Source organism: Kribbella sp. NPDC055071, assembly GCF_053608045.1.
Genome location: NZ_JBSGUS010000004.1, coordinates 128,167 through 150,935, shown reverse-complemented (window position 1 = coordinate 150,935; position 22,769 = coordinate 128,167). Strand labels below are relative to the sequence as shown.

The 22,769-nt window shown below is 68.1% G+C and carries 21 protein-coding genes; 14 read left to right on the top strand and 7 right to left on the bottom strand.

Features of this window, described 5'->3' with window-relative positions:
* Positions 1 to 262: 262 nt before the first annotated feature.
* The 3 genes from ACWF4Z_RS09245 to lpdA form a co-directional block, all read right to left on the bottom strand.
* Positions 263 to 1,153 carry a TIGR01777 family oxidoreductase gene (locus ACWF4Z_RS09245; RefSeq protein ID WP_452242465.1) on the bottom strand — a complete coding sequence of 297 codons (891 nt, stop codon included), beginning with the start codon at positions 1,151 to 1,153 and terminating at the stop codon, positions 263 to 265.
* Positions 1,154 to 1,743: 590 nt separating this feature from the next.
* A complete protein-coding gene (sucB, locus tag ACWF4Z_RS09240; protein WP_452242464.1) occupies positions 1,744 to 3,717 on the bottom strand; it encodes a 2-oxoglutarate dehydrogenase, E2 component, dihydrolipoamide succinyltransferase in 1,974 nt (657 codons plus the stop codon).
* 182 nt (positions 3,718 to 3,899) lie between these two features.
* Positions 3,900 to 5,273: a dihydrolipoyl dehydrogenase gene (gene lpdA, locus ACWF4Z_RS09235; protein ID WP_452242463.1), complete on the bottom strand. Its 1,374-nt coding sequence runs from the start codon at positions 5,271 to 5,273 to the stop codon at positions 3,900 to 3,902.
* A gap of 171 nt (positions 5,274 to 5,444) precedes the next feature.
* On the opposite strand from lpdA, the gene ACWF4Z_RS09230 reads away from it, so the two are divergent.
* Positions 5,445 to 5,762: a hypothetical protein gene (locus ACWF4Z_RS09230; protein ID WP_452242462.1), complete on the top strand. Its 318-nt coding sequence runs from the start codon at positions 5,445 to 5,447 to the stop codon at positions 5,760 to 5,762.
* 5 nt (positions 5,763 to 5,767) lie between these two features.
* Here ACWF4Z_RS09230 and ACWF4Z_RS09225 read toward each other — a convergent pair whose 3' ends face one another.
* On the bottom strand, positions 5,768 to 6,538 hold the full coding sequence (locus ACWF4Z_RS09225; RefSeq protein WP_452242461.1) for a nitrilase-related carbon-nitrogen hydrolase: 771 nt from the start codon (positions 6,536 to 6,538) through the stop codon (positions 5,768 to 5,770).
* 29 nt (positions 6,539 to 6,567) lie between these two features.
* Here ACWF4Z_RS09225 and ACWF4Z_RS09220 point away from each other — a divergent pair, with 29 nt between their 5' ends.
* Positions 6,568 to 7,206, top strand: coding sequence for a GntR family transcriptional regulator (locus tag ACWF4Z_RS09220; protein WP_452242460.1), 639 nt, complete (start codon positions 6,568 to 6,570; stop codon positions 7,204 to 7,206).
* Here the strand turns inward: ACWF4Z_RS09220 and ACWF4Z_RS09215 are convergent.
* Complete coding sequence (locus ACWF4Z_RS09215) at positions 7,193 to 8,485, bottom strand: MFS transporter (protein ID WP_452242459.1); 1,293 nt, start codon at positions 8,483 to 8,485, stop codon at positions 7,193 to 7,195. The two genes, ACWF4Z_RS09220 and ACWF4Z_RS09215, sit on opposite strands and share 14 nt — an antisense overlap.
* 75 nt (positions 8,486 to 8,560) lie before the next feature.
* Here ACWF4Z_RS09215 and ACWF4Z_RS09210 point away from each other — a divergent pair, with 75 nt between their 5' ends.
* Positions 8,561 to 9,232, top strand: coding sequence for a DUF2848 domain-containing protein (locus ACWF4Z_RS09210; RefSeq protein WP_452242458.1), 672 nt, complete (start codon positions 8,561 to 8,563; stop codon positions 9,230 to 9,232).
* Positions 9,233 to 9,237: 5 nt separating this feature from the next.
* Positions 9,238 to 9,564, top strand: a complete 327-nt coding sequence (locus ACWF4Z_RS09205) for a cupin domain-containing protein (RefSeq protein WP_452242457.1) — start codon at positions 9,238 to 9,240, stop codon at positions 9,562 to 9,564.
* Here ACWF4Z_RS09205 and ACWF4Z_RS09200 read toward each other — a convergent pair.
* On the bottom strand, positions 9,553 to 11,049 hold the full coding sequence (locus tag ACWF4Z_RS09200) for a leucyl aminopeptidase (protein ID WP_452242456.1): 1,497 nt from the start codon (positions 11,047 to 11,049) through the stop codon (positions 9,553 to 9,555). The two genes, ACWF4Z_RS09205 and ACWF4Z_RS09200, sit on opposite strands and share 12 nt — an antisense overlap.
* A 97-nt stretch (positions 11,050 to 11,146) precedes the next feature.
* Here ACWF4Z_RS09200 and gcvT point away from each other — a divergent pair, with 97 nt between their 5' ends.
* The 8 genes from gcvT to ACWF4Z_RS09160 all read left to right on the top strand — a co-directional run bounded on the left by gcvT (position 11,147) and on the right by ACWF4Z_RS09160 (position 19,323).
* The gene (gene gcvT, locus ACWF4Z_RS09195) at positions 11,147 to 12,253 is read left to right on the top strand and encodes a glycine cleavage system aminomethyltransferase GcvT (RefSeq protein WP_452242455.1); all 1,107 of its coding nucleotides are present in this window, start codon (positions 11,147 to 11,149) and stop codon (positions 12,251 to 12,253) included.
* Between the two features lie 7 nt (positions 12,254 to 12,260).
* On the top strand, positions 12,261 to 12,512 hold the full coding sequence (locus ACWF4Z_RS09190; RefSeq protein ID WP_452242679.1) for a hypothetical protein: 252 nt from the start codon (positions 12,261 to 12,263) through the stop codon (positions 12,510 to 12,512).
* A complete protein-coding gene (locus ACWF4Z_RS09185) occupies positions 12,424 to 12,687 on the top strand; it encodes a DUF2785 domain-containing protein (RefSeq protein WP_452242454.1) in 264 nt (87 codons plus the stop codon). The genes ACWF4Z_RS09190 and ACWF4Z_RS09185 overlap by 89 nt, the downstream gene beginning before the upstream one ends.
* Positions 12,688 to 13,137: 450 nt before the next feature.
* The gene (locus ACWF4Z_RS09180; protein ID WP_452242453.1) at positions 13,138 to 14,145 is read left to right on the top strand and encodes an ABC transporter permease; all 1,008 of its coding nucleotides are present in this window, start codon (positions 13,138 to 13,140) and stop codon (positions 14,143 to 14,145) included.
* 41 nt (positions 14,146 to 14,186) lie between these two features.
* Positions 14,187 to 15,947, top strand: a complete 1,761-nt coding sequence (locus ACWF4Z_RS09175) for an ABC transporter substrate-binding protein (protein WP_452242452.1) — start codon at positions 14,187 to 14,189, stop codon at positions 15,945 to 15,947.
* 109 nt (positions 15,948 to 16,056) lie between these two features.
* The gene (locus tag ACWF4Z_RS09170; protein ID WP_452242451.1) at positions 16,057 to 17,049 is read left to right on the top strand and encodes an ABC transporter permease; all 993 of its coding nucleotides are present in this window, start codon (positions 16,057 to 16,059) and stop codon (positions 17,047 to 17,049) included.
* The gene (locus ACWF4Z_RS09165; protein ID WP_452242450.1) at positions 17,046 to 18,209 is read left to right on the top strand and encodes an ABC transporter ATP-binding protein; all 1,164 of its coding nucleotides are present in this window, start codon (positions 17,046 to 17,048) and stop codon (positions 18,207 to 18,209) included. The genes ACWF4Z_RS09170 and ACWF4Z_RS09165 overlap by 4 nt, the downstream gene beginning before the upstream one ends.
* 16 nt (positions 18,210 to 18,225) lie before the next feature.
* Positions 18,226 to 19,323 (top strand): ABC transporter ATP-binding protein, encoded by a 1,098-nt coding sequence (locus ACWF4Z_RS09160; RefSeq protein WP_452242449.1) that lies wholly within the window; start codon positions 18,226 to 18,228, stop codon positions 19,321 to 19,323.
* Positions 19,324 to 19,378: 55 nt separating this feature from the next.
* Here the strand turns inward: ACWF4Z_RS09160 and ACWF4Z_RS09155 are convergent, their stop codons facing one another.
* Positions 19,379 to 19,915: a hypothetical protein gene (locus tag ACWF4Z_RS09155; RefSeq protein ID WP_452242448.1), complete on the bottom strand. Its 537-nt coding sequence runs from the start codon at positions 19,913 to 19,915 to the stop codon at positions 19,379 to 19,381.
* A 187-nt stretch (positions 19,916 to 20,102) separates the two neighbouring features.
* Here ACWF4Z_RS09155 and ACWF4Z_RS09150 point away from each other — a divergent pair, with 187 nt between their 5' ends.
* Both ACWF4Z_RS09150 and ACWF4Z_RS09145 read left to right on the top strand, forming a co-directional pair.
* On the top strand, positions 20,103 to 22,118 hold the full coding sequence (locus tag ACWF4Z_RS09150; protein WP_452242447.1) for a sensor histidine kinase: 2,016 nt from the start codon (positions 20,103 to 20,105) through the stop codon (positions 22,116 to 22,118).
* On the top strand, positions 22,115 to 22,756 hold the full coding sequence (locus ACWF4Z_RS09145) for a response regulator (RefSeq protein WP_452242446.1): 642 nt from the start codon (positions 22,115 to 22,117) through the stop codon (positions 22,754 to 22,756). Before ACWF4Z_RS09150 ends, ACWF4Z_RS09145 begins: the two co-directional genes overlap by 4 nt.
* The last annotated feature ends 13 nt before the right edge of the window (positions 22,757 to 22,769 follow it).

Here is a 22,769-nt window from a genome sequence, read left to right as displayed (position 1 = left end):
GTGGCGGCGGGTGTGACGTGGCGGTGCCCGGGGTCGTGGCGGTGTTGGCGACCGCGACGTGCGGTGCTTGCGACCATGCCGGTGCGGGCGACCGCGGCGTGTCTGGCGATCGCGATGTGTTGGCCGGTGCGAGGTGGCGGCTGGCGCGAGGTGTCATGCCTTGGATGTGGATGTGGCGGTGGCGGTGCGCTGGCGTGGTGACTGAGTCGTCCTGCGGCCGTGGCTGTTGGAGGGGTGGGGTGGCGGCGGGACGAGGGTGGGGTCAGGTGGCTAGCGCGGCGGAGATGGCTGTTGGGGCGGTTGGGTGGTGGAAGGTGAAGTCTTGGGATTGGAGGCGGGTGGGGAGGGCTCTGTTGCTGCCTAGGAGTTCCCAGGCGAATTCGCCTAGTACGGCCTTCATGGCGAATGCCGGTACGGGGACGATCGCGGGGCGGTGCATGGCGGTTCCGAGGGTGCGGGCGAAGTCGGCGTTCGTGGTGGGGACGGGGATGGTGACGTTGACCGGGCCGCTGAGCTTGTCGTTCTCGGCGACGAAGCGGACGGCGCGGATCCAGTCGGTGAGTGAGACGACCGGGAAGTACTGAGTGCCGGAGCCGAAGCGGCCGCCGAGGCCTACGCGGAAGGGGAGCGAGAGCAGGCGGAAGGACGGGGCGTTGCGATCGAGGACGACACCTGTTCGGAGGGCGGCGACGCGGCTGCCGGCGGCACGGGCGGGTTCGAGGGCGCCTTCCCAGAGGCGTACGACGTCTGCGAGGAAGCCGTCGCCGAGTTCGGTGTCTTCGGTGAGGATGCGGTCGCCGCAGTCGAGGCCGTATCCGCCGACTCCGCTCTGCGTGATCACCACGGGCCGTCGTTCCAGTTGCGTGGCGACGTTCGCGAGGGTGGAGGTGGTGCTGACGCGACTCTCGCGGATGGTTCGACGGTACGTCGGGGTCCACGGGCGGCCGATGTTCGCGCCGGCCAGGTTGACCAGTACGTCCGGGTCATCCAGGTCGGATGGGTCCAGTTCGCCGCGGGACGGGTCCCAGCGGATCTCGTCGGGGCTCGCGGGTGGACGCCGTACGAGGCGGAGGACTTTGTTGCCGTCGGCCACGAGATCGCGCGCGAGCGCCTTCCCGAGAAAGCCGGAGGCCCCGGCCAACACGTACTTCATCCCGTTTGCGCTCCTTGAAGTCGGTCCAACCGATTCAACCAAAAACCCAGTCCCCACGCCGAAACAATCCCCGGCCCCGACGCACACACAAAGTCCGTGTCCCCAGCAAACACCAAACCGCTCCCTCCCGCAGACACCACACCGGTTCCTCGTGCAGACACCAAGCCAGTTCCTTGCGCAGAGAGATCCGTCTGCCCTGCAGTCGTCAGATCGGTTCCTCAGGCAGTCGCCAGTCCGGTTCCTCGCGCGGGCAGGAAGCGGGTTCCTTCTGCAGGAGAGGCCGTGTCTCGGCAGTCGTCAGATCGGTTTCTCGGGTAGGCACGAGATCGGTTGTTTCCGCGGGTACGAGGCGGGTTTCGCCTGCAGGAGAGGTCCGTGTTCTCGGCAGGCGCTGGATCGGATTCTTGGGCAGGCGCGAGATCGGTCGTTTCCGCGGGTGCGACGTTGGTTGCTTCTGCGGGGAGAGCTGTGTGTTCGGCAGGCGCTGGATCGGTTGCTCGGGTAGACACCAAGCTGGTCGGTCCGCAGATGCGGCGGCGCCGGTGGCCGCTCTTGGGGGAGGGGGCACCGGCGCCGTTGGGTTTGGGGGATCAGACGTCGAACTGGGCTTCTTCCAGGCGTTGCTTGACTGCGGTTAGGTAGCGGGCGGCGTCGGCGCCGTCTACCAGGCGGTGGTCGTAGGTGAGGGCCAAGTAGACCATCTGGCGGATGGCGATGGTTTCGCCGAGCTCGGGGTGGGTGATGACTACCGGGCGCTTGACCACGGCGCCGGTACCGAGCATGCCTACCTGCGGCTGGTTGAGGATCGGGGTGTCGAAGAGGGCGCCGCGGCTGCCGGTGTTCGTGATGGTGAACGTTCCGCCCGCCATCTCGTCCGGGAGCACCTTGTTGGTGCGGGTGCGCTCGGCCAGGTCCGCGATCTTCTTCGCCAGGCCTGCGATGTTCAGGTCGCCGGCGTTGTGGACGACCGGGACCATCAGGCCCTTTTCTACGTCCACGGCGATGCCCAGGTGCTCGGCGGCGTGGTACGTGATCTCGCCGGCTTCCTCGTTGATCGACGCATTCAGCTTCGGGTACTGCTTCAGCGCGTCGACCGCGGCGAGGGCGAAGAACGGCAGGAACGACAGTTTGACGCCCTCGCGGGCCTCGAACTCCGCCTTCTTCGCGTTCCGCAGCTTGGAGATCTCGGTGACGTCGACCTCGACGACCGTGGTCAGCTGGGCCGAGACCTTCAGCGAGTTGACCATGTGGGCCGCGATCGCCTTGCGGATGCGGCTCATCTTCTCGGTCGTTCCGCGGAGCGGGCTGATCGTTGCGGGCTTGGCGGCTGGGGCTGCGGCTGCCGGAGCAGCTGCTGGGGCGGGGGCTGCTGCTGCGGCCTTCTGGGCCTCGGCTGCTGAGATCACGTCTTGCTTGCGGATTCGGCCGCCTACTCCGGTGCCCTGTACGGCGTTGAGGTCTATCTGGTGTTCAGCTGCCAGCTTGCGGACCAGGGGGGTGACGTAGTTCGGGCCGTCCGTTGAGGCGCCGTTTGGTGAGGCTGCTGGTGCCTGAGCTGCTGGTGCTTGTGCGGGCGGTGCCTGAGTTGCCGGGGCCTGAGCTGCTGGTGCCTGGGCCGCCGGTGCCTGTGCGGCTGGGGCCTGTGCTGATGCGGCCGGGGCGGTCGCGGGGGCTGAGGTCGCTGCGGCCGGAGAAGAGACAGAAGGCGTGGCGGCGGGGGCCTGGGCCTGGGTGGGGGCGGCCGGCTGGGCGGCGGGGGCCTGGGTGGGGGCGGCTGCCTGGGCTGGGGCCGACTGGGCCGGGGCCGGGGCCGGGGAGGACGCCGTGGCGGAGCCTACGATGGCTAGTTCGGCGCCTACTTCTACTGTTTCGTCTTCGGCGACCTTGATTTCCAGGAGTTTGCCGGCGACGGGGGAGGGGATCTCGGTGTCTACCTTGTCGGTGGAGACCTCTAGGAGCGGCTCGTCTACTGCTACGTCGTCGCCTACCTGCTTGAGCCAGCGGGTGACGGTTCCTTCCGTCACGCTCTCACCCAGTGCGGGCAGGGTGACAGAGGTACCGGTGGTCTCGGATGCGGCCGGGGAAGAGGCAGCTGGAGCCGCCTGCTCGGCCTGGGGCTGCTCGGTGGGGGCCTCGGTTGCTGGGGCCGGTGCTGATGCGGCCGGGGCGGTTGCGGGGGCTGAGGTCGCTGCGGCCGGAGAAGCGGCAGTTGGAGCCGCGGCCGGGGCCTGAGCTGCGGGTGCTGGCTCGGCGGGCGTCTCGGCGGCGGGTGCTTGCTCGGCTGGGGCCTCGGTTGCGGGGGCTGGGGTGGAGCCGGTGGACTCGCCGGCTTCGCCGATGACGGCTAGTTCGGCGCCTACCTCTACGGTCTCGTCCTCGGCGGCCTTGATCTCCAGCAGGGTGCCGGCCACTGGTGAGGGGATCTCGGTGTCGACCTTGTCGGTCGAGACCTCCAGCAGGGGCTCGTCGACGGCAACCGTGTCGCCGACCTGCTTGAGCCAGCGGGTGACGGTTCCTTCGGTGACGCTCTCCCCGAGGGCCGGCAGGGATACAGAGGTCGGCATGACGGTCGTTGCTCCTTCGTCTGATCGGTCGAGGTCAGCCTACGGTGCCGCCGGAGCGAGCGGGATCCGGGTCACAGCCCCCACCGCCCCACCGGGCGAGTCTCGAGCCGCGCCGCCTCGATCCAACGCACGCGACTCGCGGTCCAACCTACTCGGGCGGTCCAGGACGCGCCCGAGCGTGTTCAGTCATGGAAATGCAAAGGTTTCCCGGCCAGCGCCAGGTGGGCCTCGCCGAGCGCCTCGTTCTGGGTCGGGTGGGCGTGGACGAACGGCGCGACGTCGGCCGGGTACGCCTCCCAGTTGAAGATCAATTGAGCTTCACCGATCAGTTCGCCGACCCGCGAGCCGACCATGTGGACGCCGACCACGGCGCCGTCCTTCGCGCGGACGAGCTTGACGAAGCCGGCCGTCTTGAGGATCTGGCTCTTGCCGTTGCCGCCGAGGTTGTAGTTGAGGATCTCGACGTCGCCGTACTTGGCCCGGGCCTGCTCCTCGGTCAGCCCGACCGACGCGACCTCGGGCTCGGAGTACGTGACGCGCGGGATGCCGGTCTCGTCGATCGGCGTCGGCGCGAGGCCCGCGATCTGCTCGGCGACGAAGATGCCCTGCTGGAAGCCGCGGTGGGCGAGCTGTAGCCCGGGGACGATGTCGCCGACGGCGTACACACCGGGAACGCTGGTCTGCAGCGTCGCGTCGACGGTGACGAACCCGCGGTCGAGCGCGATCCCGACCTCCTCGTACCCGAGGCCCGTCGTGTTGGGGCCGCGGCCGACCGCGACCAGCAGCACCTCGGCCTCGATCACCTCACCACCGGCGACGGTGACCTTGACGCCGTTGCCGGTGCTGTCGACGGATTCGAACGCCGTACCCGTCTTGAAAGCGATCTTCCGCTTGCGGAACGCCCGCTCGAGCGTCTTGCTCGACTCGGCATCCTCGGCCGGCACCAGCCGGGGGAGCGCCTCAATGATCGTCACCTTGGTCCCGAACGACGTCCACGCGCTGGCGAACTCGACCCCGATCACGCCACCACCCAGCACCACCGCGGATTCGGGCACGCGGTCCAGCGTCAGCGCATGCTCCGATGCGATCACCCGATTGCCGTCGAGCTCGAGCCCCGGCAGCGAGCGCGAGTAGGAGCCGGAGGCGAGGACGACGTTCTTGCCCGTGTACGTCGTACCGCCGACGGCGACCGTGGTCGGGGACGTGAGCCGTCCCTCGCCCTCGATGACGGTGATGCCGCGGGCCTTGATCTGGCCCACCAGACCCTTGAACAGCCGATCGACGACGCCGTCCTTGTACTTGTTCACGCCACCCATGTCGACGCCCTCGAGGGTCGTCCGGACGCCGAACTGCTCACCCTCGCGGGCCGAGTCGGCAACCTCGGCGGCGTGCAGGAGCGCCTTGGTCGGGATGCAGCCGCGGTGCAGACAGGTACCGCCGACCTTGTCCTTCTCCACCAGGGCGACCGACAAGCCGAGGGTCGCGGCGCGCAGGGCGGCGGCATAGCCACCGCTGCCGCCTCCGAGAATCACCAGGTCGTACGTCGTGTCGGTCACAGGTTCCTCCGTGGGTCTGGGTCGGCGGGCGGCCCCGGATCGCGGTTGCGGCCCGCCGTCATCCTGTCACCGCGACGCCCACACACAACCCTGGGGCCGCACAGTCGCGCGGACACGAACCGTTACGAGGGCTTTCTGCCGTTGATTGGAGTGATAGGGGACACTGACTCCATGAAGTGGTTCGGTAGCCGGCAGAAGGCCGGAACGATGCGCCGGTCGGACACACCCGACCAGGCACACCTGCGGGAATTCGCCCAGACCCGCCAGGGCGTCGAGGGGTTCGTGGAGCCACGGACGGCGGTGACCGAGTACACCATGGTGCTGGTAGCCCTCGACGGCGAGTGGACCCGGCGCCGGGTCCCGTCGGTGCGATGGGCCCACGATTTCGCCAACAAGATGGGCATTCCGTCGTACGACGCGGCAGTGGTCGGTTACCCGCCGCGCATGCGTGAATACAACGCCCGCATGAAGAAGAACGGTCTCGCGTAAAAGCGTTAGAGAATAGGCACCCGAGCCCGGATCGGCGCGACAACAGCAGTGTCGACGGTGGCGTGCAGAATCCCGGCACCAGCATCCAACCGGCCGGCGGTCTGACCCAGCGGCGTCGTCAGCGAGCTACGTCCAATCCCCAGCGGATCCGTGCCGGCCGGCGGTACGTAGGCCTGATCACACGCCAGCAGCCATGCCTGCGCGTCAGCCGCCCGCGCCCGCGTCAACAAGTCCCACTGCTCTTCCTTACCAGGCCCAGCACCCCAAGACGCCGGTACGACGATCAGCTCCGCCCCCAGCCGCCCGAGTGCCGTGAACTGCTCCGCGAACCGCAGGTCGTAGCAAGTCGCCAGCCCGATCGTCACGTCCCGGTACGCGAACGCCACCAGCTCGTTGCCCGGCGCAACCGTGTCCGACTCGCGCGACCCGAACGCGTCGTACAGATGGATCTTCCGGTACGACGCCTCCACGCCCGGACCCGTGGCGAGCACCGTGTTGTGCACCCGCCCGTCCGCCGACGGCTCGAACAGACCGGCCACGACCACGACCCCGAGCTCGGCCGCGACCTTCCGCAGTCCGAGCGCGAACGGCCCGTCCAACGGCTCGGCGATCGACCGCAGCTCGGTGCCGAAGCACGCCGACGTCGCCTCGGGCAGCGCGATCACCTCGGCACCCGAGGCCGCCGCGGACCGCACCGCCGCCGATGCCGCAGCGAGGTTGGCGACCGGATCCGGCCCACTCGTCAGCTGGACCGCGGCCACGCGCAGAACTGTCATCAGGACCTCCGAGGCTGTATACGTTGGGTATGCAATTGAGTGGGGACTCCGGCCGTGATCGTGCCTATCAATACCTGCGCGGGACGGTGCTGAGCGACCCGGCCGTGTCGGGGACGTTCATCAACGAGCAAGTCGTCGCGACCGAGGTCGGCATCTCCCGGACCCCGGTCCGCGAGGCGCTGCTGATGCTCGCCGCCGAGGACCTGGTTCAGCTCGTGCCGCACCGCGGTGCGTTCGTCGCGCCGCTGCCCGGGCGGGAGATCGCCGAGCTGATGCAGGCGCGCGGCGTGATCGAATGCTGGGCCGCGACCACCTCGCTCGCGGTCGGAGAAGCCCCGATCGACGCGATGACCGGCGTACTCGAGCAGCAACGTGCGATCGTCGCGCAGGGCGACGCCAAGGCGTTCCTCGAGCTGGACAGCCAGTTCCACGCGTTGCTGGTCGCGGCCGGTGGCAACTCCGTGCTCGGCCGGCTGTACGACAACCTGCGGGCCAAGCACGTGCTGCTCGGTGTCGTTGCCCTGCAGCGCAGCGCCACCCGTCGTCAAGACGTCCTCGCCGAGCACCAGGCCATCGTCGACGGCCTGAAGGCAGGCGACCCGGCCGCGGCCGAGGAGGCGATCCTCAGCCACCTCGGCACCACCGGCTCCATCCTCATGCAGGGCTGACCGCAAGCGTTTCCTCCTGTACGGCGCGCCCGAGCCGCAGCCCGACAAGCGTCACCAGGCAGGCCACCACGATGTACGCCGCGATCACATACCCCGTCCCCGCCTTCGCCAAGAAGTAGGTGAAGGCCAGCGGCGCCAGCGCACCACCGATCACCCCGGCGAACGTGTACGCCAGCGAACTCCCCGTGTACCGCAGTCGCGCGGTGAACTGCTCCGACACGAACGCCGCCTGCGGTCCGTACATCAACGAGTGGAACACCAGCCCAATCACCACACCGACCAGCACAGTCGCGAACGACGAAGCTATAGCGAAGAACACCACACTCCACACGGCTCCGCCGACCGCACCGATCCCGTAGATCGTCCGACGCCCGTACCGGTCGGAAAGCCAACCAGACAACGGAATCAGGCCCACCTGGAACGCAGAGCCGATCAGTACGGCGGTCACCGCCGCACCGCGACTCATCCCGAGCTCCTTGGTCGCGTACGTGAGCACAAAGACCGCGAACATCGCGTAGAGCACGTCCGGACCCACCCGCGCCAGGATCGCGGCGATCAGTGGCCGGGTCTGCGTCCGCAGCACCTCGGTCACCGGTGCGGTCGGCCGATCACCTCGCGCCTCCAGCTCGAGGAACACCGGCGTCTCCTCCAGCCGCGTCCGGATCAACAACCCAAAGGCAACCAGTACGGCGGACAGCAGGAACGCCACCCGCCAGCCCCAGCTCAGGAACGCGTGCTCGGACAACACCCCAGCCAGAACAGCCAGTACGCCGTTCGCCAGCAACGTCCCGAGTGGCGGCCCGACCTGCGCCGCTGACGCCCAGAACCCGCGCTGCCCGGCCGCACTGAACTCACTGCTCAGCAGCACGGCCCCACCCCACTCACCGCCGACACCCACGCCCTGAGCGAACCGCAGCGCGACCAGCAGGGTGGGTGCGATCGCCCCGGCCTGCGCATGCGTCGGCAGCAGTCCGATGCAGAACGTCGCGATGCCGATCAGCAGCAGCGTCGCCACAAGCACACGCTTACGGCCGATCACGTCACCGAGCCGGCCGAAGAAGATGCCGCCGAGCGGGCGGGCGACGTACCCGACCGCGTACGTCGCGAACGCCTGCAAGGTCCCGGTCAGGGGATCGCTCCCCGGGAAGAACACGTCACCGAAGACCAGAGCGGCGGCGGAGCTGTAGACGGCGAAGTCGTACCACTCCAGCGACGTACCGGACAGGCTGGCGGCGAAGGCCTTGTAGAGACCGCGGCGTTCCGTGGGCGAGCTGGGCATCGGGTGGACCTCCTGGATGGGTTGCCCCATACTCGTTGTATACGACGTGTTCACGCAAGCACTCAGGGAGAAAAGATGAGCCTCGACTTCACTCTGCCCGATGGCAGTGAGCGGACGGTCACCGTCCGCTACGCCCTGAACGCCGGATACGCCGGCCGCGACACCGCGCAGGTCCAGCACCACGTGGACGAGCTGGCCGAGCTCGGCGTACCCGCTCCGCAGCGCGTGCCGACGCTCTATCCGCTCTCGGCGACGCTGGTGAGCCGGCCGGCGGTCGTGCAGGTCGCCCATGCGCAGACGTCGGGCGAGGCGGAGTGGGCGCTGGTCGCGACGACGGACGACTACCTGCTGACTGTCGCCTGCGACCACACGGATCGTGCGCTCGAGGTGCACGGCGTTGCCTGGAGCAAACAGTCGGCTCCGGACGTGCTGGGTGACGTGGCCTGGCGGCTGTCCGAGGTCGAGGACGAGCTCGACCGGTTCAGGCTCAAGGCCTGGGTGCGACACGGTGCGGACGAGGAGCTGATTCAGGACGGGACGCTCGCGCAACTGCTGCCGCCGTCGTACTGGATCAAGGAGCTCGGCGATCGGCTCGCGCCGGGGACGGTGCTGCTGAGCGGGACCATCCCGATGATCGCCGGCGTGGACCAGTTCGGAGACGGATGGCGGGTGGAGCTCGCGGATCCGCGGGGCGTCGTCAGCCGGATCGAGTACCGGGTGGAACAGCTCGCCCCGGCCTGGGACTGAGCCAGGTGAAAGAGGAGAAGGAGTTCTTCGCCACCACCGTGGTCAGCTGGTCCGGCGAGGGGATCAGCGAGAAGGTCCTCAGCGAGGACCCGATCGACGGGACGCTGACGAGACTCGCGCGGTGGGCGCCCGGTACCACCTCAGGCGACGAGGTGATCCGGCACGAGTACGTCGAAGAGGTCTACCTGCTCGAGGGTGAGCTGACCGATCTCACCCTCGGGCAGACGTTCGGCCCCGGCGACTACGCGTGCAGGCCGCCGGGGATGCCGCACGGCCCGTACATCACGTCCGGCGGCTGCACCATGCTGGAAATCCGCTACTCAGCTCGCTGAGGCGGCGAGCTCGACCAGCGTGCGTACGGCGTACCCCGTGCCGCCGGTCGGGGTGTAGCCGGACGGGCCGCCGTCGTTGAAGGCTGGGCCGGCCACGTCGAGGTGGACCCAATCGATGCCGTCAGCAACGAAATCGCCGAGGAACGCGGCCGCGGCGAGCGCGCCGCCCCAGGGCTCGCCGGTGATGTTGGCCAGGTCGGCGACCTTGGAGTGACTCTTCAGCTTGTCCAGCATCTCGGCCGGGATCGGCAGCGGCCACATCGCCTCACCGGCCGCGATCGCGGCATCCACGACCCGGTCGCGGGCGGTGTCGGTGTTGGCGAACGCGCCGGCCACCTTGGTGCCCAGGGCAACGACACACGCGCCGGTCAGCGTGGCCACGTCGACGATCAGGTCGGGCTGGTCCTCGGACGCGCGGACCAGCGCGTCGCCGAGCACGAGCCGGCCCTCGGCGTCGGTGTTCAGCACCTCGACGGTCTTGCCGCCGTACATGGTCAGGACGTCGGACGGGCGCGCGGCCGATCCGGACGGCATGTTCTCGGCCATCGCGGCGTACGTGGTGATCTGGACCGGCAGCTCGAGCTTGGCGATCGCGAGGGTCGCACCGATCACCGCGGCGGCGCCGGCCATGTCGGCCTTCATGCCGATCATGCCGTTGGCCGTCTTCAGCGACAGGCCGCCGGAGTCGAACGTGATGCCCTTGCCCACGAAGGCCAGGTGGGTGACCGGCTTCCTCGGCGTGTAAGTGATCCGGATCAGCCGGGGCGGGACCACCGATCCCTGGCCGACGCCGAGGATGCCGCCGTACCCACCCTTGAGCAGGGCCTTCTCGTCCAGCACCTCGACCTTGACGCCGTACTCCTTGCCGAGCTTCACAGCCGAGGCCGCGAAGTCGACCGGGTTCAGGTCCGAGGGCGGGGTGTTCACCCAGTCGCGCACCTGGGCGATCGCGGCGGAAGTCACCTCGGCCCGCTCCAGCGCGGCCTTGGCCTCCTTGGTGCGGGCCAGGTCCGTCAGGACGATCAGGTCGCCGGGTACGTCACTCGAGCCGTCGCCGGACTTGTACGCCGTGAACGCGTAGCGGCCGAGCAGTGCGCCTTCGGCGATCGCGCGGACGCACTCGGCGTCCGGTGTCGGCAGTGCGAACGCGACCGACTGCGTGGTCTTCGCGGCGCGCACACCGGTGCCGGCCGCGGTCCGCAGGTCCTCGGTCTTCAGCGCACCATCGGGCGCCGCACCGAGTCCGACCGCGATCAGCGTGGCCGACTTGCCCGGCTTCGGGCCGGGCACCTTGGTCACTTCACCGGTCTTGCCGGTGGCGCCGAGGCCCGCCAGCACCTCCACCAGCTTTCCGCCGTATGCGGCGTTCAGCGACTCGGTGCCGGCCGGCAGGGTGACGCCGCCGTCGAGCTTGACGACGCCGATGACCACAGTGTCTGTCTTCACACCGGCTGCATCGGACTTGCTCAGGGTGATGGTGCTCACGAAATTCTCAGTCCTCCTTGACCGGCCGGGCAGCCGCCGGTCGTGACGGTACGTACGTGCTGCCTCCGCATGCTACGCGTCAGGTAGTTTCCCCTCCATGAGCGAGTCGCCTGAACTGAAGAAGTCCCCGTTGCACGAGCGTCATGTCGCCCTCGGCGCGAAGTTCGCCGAGTTCGGTGGCTGGGAGATGCCCCTGGAGTACAGCGGGGTGGTCGCCGAGCACACCGCCGTACGCACGTCGGTCGGTGTCTTCGACGTGAGTCATCTGGGCAAGGCGACGGTCAAGGGTCCGGGTGCCGCGGCGTACGTGAACGCGTGCCTGACCAACGACCTCGGCAAGATCGCTCCGGGCCAGGCGCAGTACACGCTGTGCTGCAACGAGCGCGGGGGAGTGGTCGACGACCTGATCGCCTACCTGCATGCTGACGACGACGTGTTCCTGATCCCGAACGCGGCCAACACCGCTGAGGTGGTGCGGCTGCTGCAGGCCGATGCGCCTGAGGGCGTCGTGGTGACCAACACCCACGACGACTACGCGATTCTCGCGGTGCAGGGGACGGACAGCGACGCGGTGGTCGCTGCGATCGGTCTGCCGACCGGACACGATTACATGTCTTTTGCGACAGCTGACTTCGCCGGTACGCCGGTTGTCGTGTGCAGGACGGGTTACACGGGCGAGCGGGGTTATGAGCTCGTCGTACCGAACGAGGCGGCTGTTGGTGTGTTCGATGCGCTGCTGGCGGCGGGTGCGCCGTACGGGATCGTTCCGGCCGGGCTGGGTGCGCGAGACACGTTGCGGACCGAGATGGGGTATCCGCTGCACGGTCAGGACATCACTCCGGACATCAGCCCGGTGCAGGCGCGGTCGGGATGGGCCGTGGGGTGGAAGAAGGAGCACTTCTGGGGTGACGAGGCACTGCGCGCCGAGAAGGAGCGTGGGCCGGCCAAGATCCTGCGTGGCCTCCGCGCCGTCGGTCGCGGCATCCCGCGTCCGCACATGACTGTCCTCGACCAGTCCGGCACCACACTCGGCGAGGTCACGTCCGGCACGTTCTCCCCGACCCTGAAGAAGGGCATCGCCCTGGCCCTCCTCGACGCCACCGTAAAAGAAGGCGACCAGGTAACCGTAGACATCCGCGGCCGCCAAGAACCCTTCGATGTAGTCAAGCCCCCCTTCGTAACAGTCCACGTCCGCGAAAGCTGACCGCGGGATGGTCGACTGGAACACAGTCGTAACGACGGACTTCGCCGTACCCGAGGGCATCGAGCTACGGACTCTGGTCGACGAGCTCGCCGAGATGCTGACGTCGGCGGATCCCGTCATCCGCGACGAGCAGGCGTACTCGACGCTGGCCACGTGGATCAATCGCGACCTTGCGCGATCTGCGGGGGTACGACCGGGAGCTCGGGTGGTTGCATGCGGTTGCCCACGGGGGCGATCTTCTGGGGGCGTTCGGGCGTAGTTCACCCGTGCCGCCGGATGAGGTGCTTGCGCTGGCTTCGGAGCGGTTGATCGCTCCGGCGGACGTGGTGTGGCGCGATCACGAGCACGATCGGCTCGGGTATGCGATTGCGCTGTTTACATCCTGGCGAATACCGGGGTGCGGGCGGGTGGCGGGGAGGTTCCGGTGCGGGTGAACCACGCGGGTGTGGTGCGGGCTCGGGTGCTCGAGGTGTTGCACTCGATGAGCTCTTACATGTGGTGATCGCGGGTCTGGATGGCGTCGCGATTACGGTGCGTAACATTACGCCGGGCACGCCGTTTGGTAACAGAATGTCATATATTGGCACAAAATGGCCGCTGGCTGGACTGTGCCGACGCAATTTGCGAAGGATTGATCGCGAAGGGTGACGGAAAAGGGTAAATGTTCCGTTCCAGTACCCGTTCCGGTAACGATTTGTGCACTGGTGCCGAGCACCGCTGGCTTGGTGTCACAGTGTCAGGCAGGCTAGCGCGCGGTTGTGGGGGATCGGGCTGTCAAGGGGATTTGACGCGAGCCCACCACAAAGCGAAGCTTCGGCACCATATCCATCCGATAGGTGCCGGATCCACGGACCGAAATCCGGCTGACAGCTGACGGAGCGCGAATGACTATTGGGTCACCCGACTCGACCGTAGGGATCGAGGACCACCCGGCGTCGGCGGAACCGGTCCGTGCGGCGGCGGTGGCACATGGCAAGTCGCCGACGCGGATCGCGATGGACCGGCTCCGCAAGGACAAGGTCGCGGTCACGTGCGCGTGCATCGTGCTCGTCTTCGTGCTGATCGCGCTCCTGGCCGGCGTGCTGGCCAAGCTCGAGGGCGGCGACGTGTCGACCTTCCACCCCGATCTGGTCGACGAGTTCGGCTTCCCGACCATCGGCATCACTCCGGAGCACTGGTTCGGCGTCGAGCCCAAGACCGGCCGCGACAACTTCGCCCGCTGGGTCTTCGGCGCCCGGCCGTCGCTGATCGTCGCCTCGGTGGCGACGATCTTCGGTACCACGGTCGGCATCGTGATGGGCCTGCTGGCCGGCTTCCTGGGCGGCTGGGTGGACCGGGTGATCTCCTGGATCATCGACTTCGTCCTGAGCCTGCCGTACCTGCTGTTCGCGATCGCGCTGGTGCCGATCGTCGAGTCCTGGCAGGGCGGGAGCTTCAACCTGACGCCGGAGCAGCAGGCCAACAGCAGGTTCTACGTGCTGATCTTCGTCCTGTCGTTCTTCGGCTGGGCCGGACTGGCGCGCATCATCCGCGGCGAGGTCCTGTCGCTGCGCGAACGCGAGTTCGTCCTGGCTGCCAAGGCGATCGGTGTCTCGACGCCGCGGATCCTGTTCAAGGAACTGCTGCCGAACCTGGTCGCCCCGATCGTGATCTCGGCATCGCTGGCCCTGCCCGCGTACGTGACCGCGGAGGCCGGCCTGTCCTTCCTCGGCGTGGGCCTGATCGAGCCGCGGCCCTCCTGGGGCCAGACGATCGCGACGGCGACGAACTACTTCAAGGCCGACCCGCTGTACCTGTGGCTCCCGGTCGCGGCGATCACCATCCTGGTGCTCGCGCTCGCCCTCCTCGGTGACGCGATCCGCGATGCCTTCGACCCCAAGACTCGCCGGTAGTACGGCGATTGCCCCAGCGGCAGAAAAGGAGAAACCCGACCATGCAGTGGAAACGGATCACCGCAGTCGCGGCGACGGTGATGTTGGCCGCCGTGGCCTGCGGAAGCCCGTCGTCGAAGAGCGGTACCACCGGCGACTCGAACGGCGGGCCCGCCAACGCGACCCAGACCAAGGTGACGGACGAGACGGCCAAGGGGCCGGCCCCCGACGTCGACGGTTTCAAGAAGGGCGGAACGGCGACGATCCTGTCGGACGTTACGCCGAGCACCTTCGACCCGACCGACACCTACTACGTCGACGGTTTCCAGATCGAGAAGCTGACTTTCCGGGCGCTGACCCAGTACCGGCTCGACGGTCCCGACCACAAGCCCGTTCTGGTGCCTGACCTGGCCGAGGACCTGGGTAAGGTCTCGGACGACAAGCTGACCTGGACGTTCAAGCTGAAGAAGGGCATCAAGTACTCCGACGGCTCCACGGTCAAGGCCGAGGACTTCGCGTACGCGATCAAGCGGTCCTTCGCGCACGACATCTACTCCGACGGACCGACGTACCAGATCCAGTTCTTCAAGGACGGCGACAAGTACAAGGGCCCGTACGTCAACGGCGGCGACCAGTTCGCCGGCGTCGAGACGCCGGACGACAGCACGCTGGTCATCCACCTGGCCAAGCCGTTCCCCGACCTTCCGTTCTTCGGTGCGTTCACGATGTTCACGCCGATCCCGAAGGCCAAGGACACCAAGCAGAACTACGAGCAGAAGCCGCTGTCCACCGGCCCGTACATGGTCGACACGAACAACCCGGGCACCGAGCTGAAGCTGGTCAAGAACCCGAACTGGGACCCGGCCACCGACGCGGTGCGCCACCAGTACCTGGACGGTTACGACTTCAAGTTCGGCCTGGACACGCTGAAGATCCAGAACCAGATCCTGAAGAGCTCCGGTCCGGACGCGAACGCCCTGACCTACAGCAACATCGACTCGACGCTGGTGCCCGAGCTGACCGACGCGAACAAGTCGCAGCTCATCCAGGGCGACACGCCGTGCAACCGGATGGTCCCGATGGACACCCGGAAGATCCCGCTGCCGATCCGCAAGGCGATCGCGGTGGCCTACCCGTTCGACACCGAGCGGAAGGTCGCTGGTTGGACCTCGCTGGCCGAGCCGGCCACGTCGACCTACATGTCGCCGTCGGTGCCGGGCTGGGAGAACTACGAGATCCCGGGCCTGAACGGCAAGGGTGACGGCGACGCGGCGAAGGCCAAGCAGATGCTGACCGACGCCAACGCGGTCGGGTTCGAGCTGTCGTGGTACTACTCCAACGACGACAAGATCGCGACGCAGCGCAGCCAGGTTCGTACCCAGGCGCTGCAGAACGCCGGCTTCAAGGTCAAGGCCATCGGTGTCCCGAAGGCCCAGATCCGCTCCGTGACCGGTGACCAGAACGCTCCGGTCAACATGCTCAAGGCTCCGACCGGTTGGTGCTCCGACTGGCCGAGCGGTTCCTCCTGGGCACCGGTGCTGTTCCGTTCCGACGCGATCGAGCTGGGTAACAGCGTCGGTCAGCTGAAGGACACGGCGCTGGACGCGGAGATCGACAAGGTCTCGAACATGGACCCGAACGAGGCCCTGAAGCAGAAGGCCTGGATCAACCTGGACAAGAAGATCATGCAGGACTACCTGCCGGCTCTTCCGCAGTACCAGTCGCGGTCCGCGTTCCTGGTCGGTACCAACATCGGTAACGCGATCAACGACCCGACGCAGGGCATGCCCGAGTTCACCTCGCTGTTCCTGAAGCAGCCCTGATCGGTACCAGTGACCGGACAGCCATGAGGCGTCCGTTCTGATCGCAGCGTAGGTGGCCGGACCGGTTTCCCGGTCCGGCCACCTACCGCCGATCGGTGAGGAGAATCCCGTGTTGCACTTCCTGGCGCGTCGCATCGTGAGCGCCCTGTCCGTCGTGGTCGTCACCCTCGTCGCGACGTTCGCTTTGTTCTTCATCGCGCCCACCGACCCCGCGGGCGCGATCTGCGGGCAGCGCAACTGCCCGCAGGAGCGGTACCTGGAGATCAAGAAGAACCTGAACCTGGACAAGCCGAAGGTGACGCAGTTCGCCGACTACATGAAGGGCATCGCGGTCGGCCGCACCTACAGCAGCTCCGGCGTCGATCGCGAATGCAAGGCGCCGTGTCTGGGATACTCCTTCAAGAACGACCGTCCGGTCCTGCAGATGCTGGGTCAGCGACTACCAGTGACGATCTCACTGGTCGCCGGTGCCGCGGTCATCATGCTGACGGTCGGCGTCACGATCGGCTCGATGGCGGCCAAACGAAGAGGCACCACCGGCGACCGGGTGCTCGTCACGACGTCGCTGGTGATCAGCTCGATCCCGTACTACATCGTCGCGCTGATGATCGCGCTGTACCTGACGATCTTCTATGCCGTCCTTCCACGCGGCGGCTGGACGTCGCCGTTCGACAGTCCCGGCAAGTGGGTCGCCGGCTTGATCACTCCGTGGCTGGTCCTCGGTCTGGTCAACACCACCCAGTACGTGCGGTACTCGCGAGGCTCGATGGTCGAGACGCTGAGCGAGGACTTCATCCGGACCGCTCGGGCCAAGGGCCTGTCCGACCGGGTCGTCACGTACAAGCACGCGTTGCGCTCCGGGCTCATCCCGGTCATCACAATCTTCGGTCTGGACGTGGCCGGCATGCTCGCCGGCGCGATCTTCACCGAACGCATCTTCGATCTACCCGGCCTGGGCAACCTCGTCCTGGAGAGCCTGAGCAACTACGACCTGCCGGTGATCATGGGCACGGTCCTGGTGGCGTCGGTCTTCCTGGTGGCGGCCAACCTGGTCGTCGATATCGTGTACAGCCTGATCGACCCGCGGGTGAGGCTTTCGTGAGCACTCCCGCCCCTGAAGACCGGAAGGACAGCATGGTCGAGAGTGCACCCGGCCAGCCGGCGGCGACGGCTGACGCCAAGCGGGGTCCTTCGATCGCGACCCGCGAACGGCGTCAAGGAACCCTGAACCCCAGCGGTGAGACGCCGTACCTGGTCGTCGACGACCTGACCGTGAAGTTCCCGACCGCGGACGGCGTGGTCAGTGCCGTGAACGGGCTGAGCTACTCCGTCCCGCTCGGCCGGACGCTCGCGATCGTCGGCGAGTCCGGCTCCGGCAAGTCGGTCTCGAGCATGGCCGTGATGGGTCTGCACGACCGCAAGCGGACCAAGATCACCGGGTCGATCCAGGTCGGCGGCGACGAGATCGTCGGCATGCCCGAGAACGACCTGATGAAGGTCCGCGGTGACGCGGTGGCGATGGTCTTCCAGGACCCGCAGTCGTCGCTGCACCCGCTGTACACGATCGGCAACCAGATCGTCGAGGCGTACCGGGTGCACCACAAGGTGTCCAAGGAGGTCGCCAAGAAGCGGGCCCTGGAGATGCTCGACCTGGTCGGCATCCCGAACCCGCAGCGCCGGTTCGCGCAGTACCCGCACGAGTTCTCCGGCGGTATGCGGCAGCGCGCGATGATCGCGATGAGCCTGGTCAACGACCCCAAGCTGGTGATCGCCGACGAGCCGACCACCGCGCTCGACGTGACCGTGCAGGCGCAGATCCTGGACCTGCTGAACAACCTGCAGAAGGAGTTCGGCTCGGCCATCGTGATGATCACCCACGACCTTGGTGTGGTCGCCGAGATGGCCGACGACGTACTGGTCATGTACGCCGGCCGCTGCGTCGAGTACGGCACCGCCGAGGATGTGCTGGCCAACCCCCGGATGCCGTACACCTGGGGTCTGCTCGAGTCGATCCCGACCGTGTCGGCGGCGCAGGAGCGGCTGCGGCCGATCAAGGGTCTGCCGCCGAGCCTGCTGGCCCTGCCGGACGGCTGCTCGTTCAACCCGCGCTGTCCGTACACCGACCGCGTCAAGGGCGAGCGCTGTACGACGGAGCTGCCTGAGCTGCTGCCGATCGACGGCGCCGGTGCGCACACGTCCCGTTGTCACCTGCACGACAAGGCCACGATCTACACGGCCGAAGTCCTGCCGAGACTGGGCTGAGGGGCTGAGGAGAGAGATGAACGACGCAGTACCCAACGAAGGGCGCGTTCGCGACCACCGGCGCAAGTCCGACCGCGTTCCCGCCGCCGGGACGGACGCTCCGTTGCTGGAGATCCGCGACCTGACCATGCACTTCCCGATCAAGGAAGCAGCAGGGCTGGCCCGGACCAAGAAGGTCGTCCAGGCCGTCGACGGCGTGAACTTCGACCTGAAGCCGGGCGCGAGCCTCGGCCTGGTCGGCGAGTCCGGGTGTGGCAAGTCGACCACCGGCCGGATGATCACCCGGCTGCTGACCCCGACCGCCGGTCAGATCAAGTTCAAGGGCACCGACATCGCGAAGCTGAAGGAGCGGGACCTGCGCCCGTTCCGCCGGCAGCTGCAGATCGTGTTCCAGGACCCGTACAGCTCGCTGAACCCGCGGCAGACGGTCAGCAACATCATCAGTACGCCGTTGCGCGTCCACAACCTGGTCAAGCGCGGCAAGGAGGTCGAGCGCGTCCAGGAGTTGCTGGAGCGGGTCGGCCTGAACCCCGAGCACCACAACCGGTACCCGAACGAGTTCTCCGGTGGTCAGCGCCAGCGCATCGGGATCGCCCGGGCCCTGGCCGTCGAGCCCGAGGTGATCGTCGCCGACGAGCCCGTCTCGGCGCTGGACGTGTCCATCCAGGCCCAGGTGATGAACCTGCTGGAGGACCTGCGCCGCGACCTCGGCATCGCGTTCATCTTCATCGCTCACGACCTCGGCGTGGTTCGCCACTTCTGTGACGAGGTCGCGGTGATGTACCTGGGCAAGATCGTCGAGCAGGGCCCGCGGGACCAGATCTACAACGCTCCGCAGCACCCGTACACGCAGGCGCTGCTGTCGGCCGCTCCTGACCTGGGCACCATCCGTGGCACCCCGCCGAAGGAGCGGATCCGGCTGGTCGGCGACGTACCTTCGCCGATCGACCCGCCGAGCGGTTGCCGCTTCCGCACCCGCTGCTGGAAGGCCGAGGACATCTGCTCGACCCAGGAGCCACTCCTGGAGCCCAAGCCGCAGTCCGGCCCGGGCCACTCCGCCGCCTGTCACTTCGCCGAACCAAAGGTCGACCTGACGGCAGCCGTAACCGCCTGAAACACCTTGCACAGAAGGGCCTCCGGACCATCCGGAGGCCCTTCTGTTGATGTGGTCAGCCGCGCTGGTCCAGCAGCCGGCCAAGGCCGATCCAGCAGACACCCCACAGCGCGATCGCCACGAAGTGGGGTACGTCGCCGAGTGCCAGGCCGACCGGAATAGTCAGCGGCCAAAGACCCGTGATCAGCAGGATCAACCGGCTGGGGCCGGTCCAGAGACCGGATCGCAGGGTCGCGATGCCTGCGACCGCGAGGCCGAGTGCCGACAGCATCATGAAGACGCCGAAGAACGGGATCGCCTGGTCCTGGTCCGCGACCGCCCAGAAGTGCGCCAGCGCGAACAGAGTCATCGTGACCGGTACGACGGTCAGAGCCACCCGGGCGACCGGGACACCGGCCACGGCCCGGCGTACCCCGAGGACGCCGAAGGTGACCAGCAAGGCCATCACCCCGGCGAATCCGAACCAGGGGCCGTCGGCAACATTCGTGTCGACGACGGCGACGATTCCGGCCGCGACGATGCCGAGCCCACCGACCTGCATGGCCCGGCCGTAGGTACGGAGTGTGGTCGGTGCGGTTGTCGTAGTACTCATCGGAGCTTCCCCCTCGGAGAGCGGTTGTGGTGATGCCTCCAGACTCCGGGCCGATCGACCCGGCCCGGCAGGGCGATCCGCCCGGATCGACTTCTGAGTCTCTGCGCACAGGCTGGGCCGGTTACCCGGGCAGGCCGGGAGATTTGCCTAGAGACAGCGGGACATGCGACGCAGCACCATGTGCAGTGTGAGTATCGATCGCCGGACGTGGGTGGCGATCCTGCTGGGCCTCGTCCTGATCGAGGCCACGGCAGCGATCGCCGGCATCGCTGTGACCGGGCTGACCTTTGCCCGGGCCCGGGACAGCTTCATGATCCCGAACCTGATGATCGGCGTGGGCTGTGGCGTCTCGGGCGCGCTGATCGCGTGGCACCGGCCGCGCAGCCTGCTCGGCTGGATGCTGCTCGGTGCCGGAGTCGCCCAAACGGGGACACCCGCGGTCACACCCTGGCTGTTCAAGGCGCTGGAGGGCGGTGGAGCGACCGGCCTGCCGGCGACGCTGTACTCGGGTCTGTGGCCATGGTCTCCCGCGCTCTTCATCCCGCTCGCACTCCTGTTCTTCCCGGACGGGAAGCTGCCCGGCAGGGCCTGGCGGCCGGCGGCGGTCGTTGCCCTGATCAACGGGCCGCTCCAGGTCCTGCTCTTCAGCGCCGACCGGAACCCGCTCTCCCCGGTGCGCGACCTGAGTCCGGTGGCGCGTGATCGGGCCGTCTCCTGGCTGCGGATCCCGGCCCTGGAGCACGCGTCGATCCTCGGGTTCGTCTCGGAGCTCGCGCTCGCCGGCACCTTGGTGGCAGGCCTGGCCGGGCTGGTGGTCCGGTACCGCCGCGGCGACGAGAAGTCCCGTCGGCAGCTGCTCTGGTTGTTGCTGGCCGCAACGATCACCGTGGCCGTGGTCGGGTGGCTGCGGCTGCTGGCCGGCCCGCTCGAGGTCAGCGGGTTCCCGATCATCATCACCACCACGGTCGTGCTGGTCCCGGTGTCGATGATGATCGCCGTCCTGCGGTACCAGCTGCTCGACATCCGGCTGGTCTGGTCCAGGACCGTCACCTATCTCGTCCTCACGGCCGCGGTCGTGGCGACCTACCTCGGGCTGGTGGAGCTGGTCGATCGGCTGCTGCGGCCGCGGATGAGCGCCAACGCCGCCGTGCTCGCGACCCTGGTGGTCGCGATCTTCTTCAACCCGGTGCGAGTCCGGTTGCAGCGGCTCCTGGATCGCCTGTTCTACGGAGATCGCGCCAACCCGGTCCGGGCCGCGTCGTCGGTCGCCGCGCAGCTCGCCGGGGCCTCGCAACCTGCCGACGTACTGCCCGCGGTGTGCCAAGCGCTGCGCCTTCCGTACGCCGCCTTGACCGACGGGGCCGGCGTGCTGCGCGGCGAACACGGCACGCGGCCGACGCTGCTCGAAGCGATCCCGCTCCTGCAGGCGGGCGAGCGGGTCGGCGAACTCCAGGTCGGGCTCCGTCCGGGGGAGGGCCGTCTGGCCGGCGCGGATCGGGTTGTCCTCGAGTTGATGGCCGCGCCGCTCGGAGTCGCGCTGAGGGCGCAGGCCCTGTCCGATGCGGTGCAACGATCGCGCCGGGAGATCGTCGCCGCCCGCGAGGAAGAGCGCCGACGGTTGCGGCGCGACCTGCACGACGGCCTGGGGCCGGCCCTGACCGGGATCGGGTTCCGCGCGGACGCGGTGGTGAATCTGGCCGACGACCAGGTCCGCTCGCTCGGCACCGAGATCCGCGCGACGGTCGATGGCGCGATTGCCGACGTACGGCGACTCATCAACCAGCTGCGCCCGTCGGCACTCGACGACGTCGGCCTGGTCGAGGCGGTACGGCGCCATGCCGCACTGCTCGACCGTAGGGCGGACGGGGCGCCGCTGCGGGTCACAGTGCGGGCCGGCGAGGTCCCCGCGAATCTGCCGGCCGCTGTCGAAGTCACGGCGTACAGGATCGTCACCGAGGCGCTGACGAATGTGGCTCGGCACTCGCGCGCCGGTGCTGCCGAGGTCCGGATCTCCGGCGGACCAGGGGAGTTGAGGTTGGCGATTGTCGACGACGGGCCGGCGATCAACGGGCGCTGGGTGCCGGGGGTCGGGTTGACGTCCATGCGGGAGCGGGTGGCCGAGCTGGGTGGGACGATGCTTTCCGAACCGACGTCGGCCGGTGGCCGCGTGCACTTGTCCCTGCCGTTGGAGGATGCCGAATGACGATCCGGGTGGTGCTGGCCGACGATCACCCCGTTGTCCGGGACGGGCTCCAGGTGTTGCTCGGTTCGATCGACGGGATCTCGGTGGTCGGGGTCGCCGCGAACGGCCGGGAGGCGGTCCGGGCCGCGGTGACGCTGAAGCCCGACGTACTGGTGATGGACATCCACATGCCCGGTGGCGACGGCGTCGCCGCGACGCAGGAGATCGCGCGGGCGATGCCGTCGGTCGGCGTACTGATGCTGACGATGCTCGACGACGACGAGACCGTCCGTGCCGCCGTCCGGGCCGGCGCCGCGGGCTATGTGCTCAAGGGATCGTCGCAGCAGCAGATCGTGCGCGCGATCCAGGCCGTGGCGGCGGGCGACTCGATCCTCGGCTCCGGCGTGGCCCGGCAGGTCCTGGACGCGGCGGTCGGCCGGGCGAGCGGACCTGCGGACCCGCTGGATGCGCTGACGCCACGCGAGCGGCAGATCCTCGAGCTGCTGGCGAGCGGACTGTCCACAACCGTGATGGCCGACCGGCTCGCGCTGACCACCAAGACCGTGAACAACAACCTGTCGGTGATCTTCGGCAAGCTCGGCGTCGCCAACCGCACCGAAGCAGCCCTCCTCGCCCGCCGCTCCGGCTTGGGCGTCTAGTTGGAAACGGTGG

Bases quoted from the DNA above. Each gene is read 5' to 3' on its own strand.
- ACWF4Z_RS09220 (WP_452242460.1), top strand. From the start codon at position 6,568: ATGCAATTGAGTGGGGACTCCGGCCGTGATCGTGCCTATCAATACCTG.
- ACWF4Z_RS09230 (WP_452242462.1), top strand. From the start codon at position 5,445: ATGAAGTGGTTCGGTAGCCGGCAGAAGGCCGGAACGATGCGCCGGTCG.
- ACWF4Z_RS09160 (WP_452242449.1), top strand. From the start codon at position 18,226: ATGAACGACGCAGTACCCAACGAAGGGCGCGTTCGCGACCACCGGCGC.
- ACWF4Z_RS09180 (WP_452242453.1), top strand. From the start codon at position 13,138: ATGACTATTGGGTCACCCGACTCGACCGTAGGGATCGAGGACCACCCG.
- gcvT (WP_452242455.1), top strand. From the start codon at position 11,147: ATGAGCGAGTCGCCTGAACTGAAGAAGTCCCCGTTGCACGAGCGTCAT.
- ACWF4Z_RS09215 (WP_452242459.1), bottom strand. From the start codon at position 8,485: ATGCCCAGCTCGCCCACGGAACGCCGCGGTCTCTACAAGGCCTTCGCC.
- ACWF4Z_RS09155 (WP_452242448.1), bottom strand. From the start codon at position 19,915: ATGAGTACTACGACAACCGCACCGACCACACTCCGTACCTACGGCCGG.
- ACWF4Z_RS09210 (WP_452242458.1), top strand. From the start codon at position 8,561: ATGAGCCTCGACTTCACTCTGCCCGATGGCAGTGAGCGGACGGTCACC.
- ACWF4Z_RS09225 (WP_452242461.1), bottom strand. From the start codon at position 6,538: ATGACAGTTCTGCGCGTGGCCGCGGTCCAGCTGACGAGTGGGCCGGAT.
- ACWF4Z_RS09145 (WP_452242446.1), top strand. From the start codon at position 22,115: ATGACGATCCGGGTGGTGCTGGCCGACGATCACCCCGTTGTCCGGGAC.
- sucB (WP_452242464.1), bottom strand. From the start codon at position 3,717: ATGCCGACCTCTGTATCCCTGCCGGCCCTCGGGGAGAGCGTCACCGAA.
- ACWF4Z_RS09245 (WP_452242465.1), bottom strand. From the start codon at position 1,153: ATGAAGTACGTGTTGGCCGGGGCCTCCGGCTTTCTCGGGAAGGCGCTC.
- ACWF4Z_RS09175 (WP_452242452.1), top strand. From the start codon at position 14,187: ATGCAGTGGAAACGGATCACCGCAGTCGCGGCGACGGTGATGTTGGCC.
- ACWF4Z_RS09190 (WP_452242679.1), top strand. From the start codon at position 12,261: ATGGTCGACTGGAACACAGTCGTAACGACGGACTTCGCCGTACCCGAG.